At 48.5% G+C, this 592-nt stretch carries 1 protein-coding gene; it reads right to left on the bottom strand.

The features are described from left to right. The coding region (locus R8O11_RS29550) for a transglycosylase SLT domain-containing protein (RefSeq protein ID WP_318195167.1) at positions 1-592 on the bottom strand (592 nt) is incomplete at both ends.

Below are 592 nucleotides of genomic sequence, written 5' to 3'. Positions count from 1 at the left end.
TGTATTTACGTGACGGGTACTTCGCAGTTGGTGGAATGATTTGCATGATACCGCGAGCCCCTACCGGAGAACGCGCCTCTGAATCCAATGCACTTTCTTGTCTGGCTAACGACATCATCGTAATCGGGTCGATGTCATGCTTCTTCGCATAAAAGTTGAACCACCAGCGGTGCGCAATGGGGAATCGCAGTTCAATGTTGTCCCACATTTGCGCTTGGATACTGGCTGTGACGGTTAGGTGATGCCAATTCTTGGATGAGGCATACGCCGCCAACATCGCCTTTTCATCTTTACCTACGCGACTCAGCAAATGCGCCCACTCACTTTTCGCTGCCGCAATTTTATCTGTCGCAATCAACTCTTCAATACGAGTGAGAGAGTTTTGATACGGGTGAATAACCTTAGTATCGAGCTTAATACGATGAGATGGATATTTGATTGACTGACCAATCGCATTCGCCGCAGCTACGCTGTAGAAATTGCGCTGACCAACTAAGGTCGCCAATCGCTGTTTGCCTGCAATATCATCACCCAGCGCAATCTCACTTCGACCTAACCAATATTGCCAGCGAAGCGAGGCTTGCTCATCTTT

The sequence above is a fragment of the Vibrio sp. 1288 genome (assembly GCF_033344475.1).
This window is presented reverse-complemented; position numbering and strand designations above follow the sequence as displayed.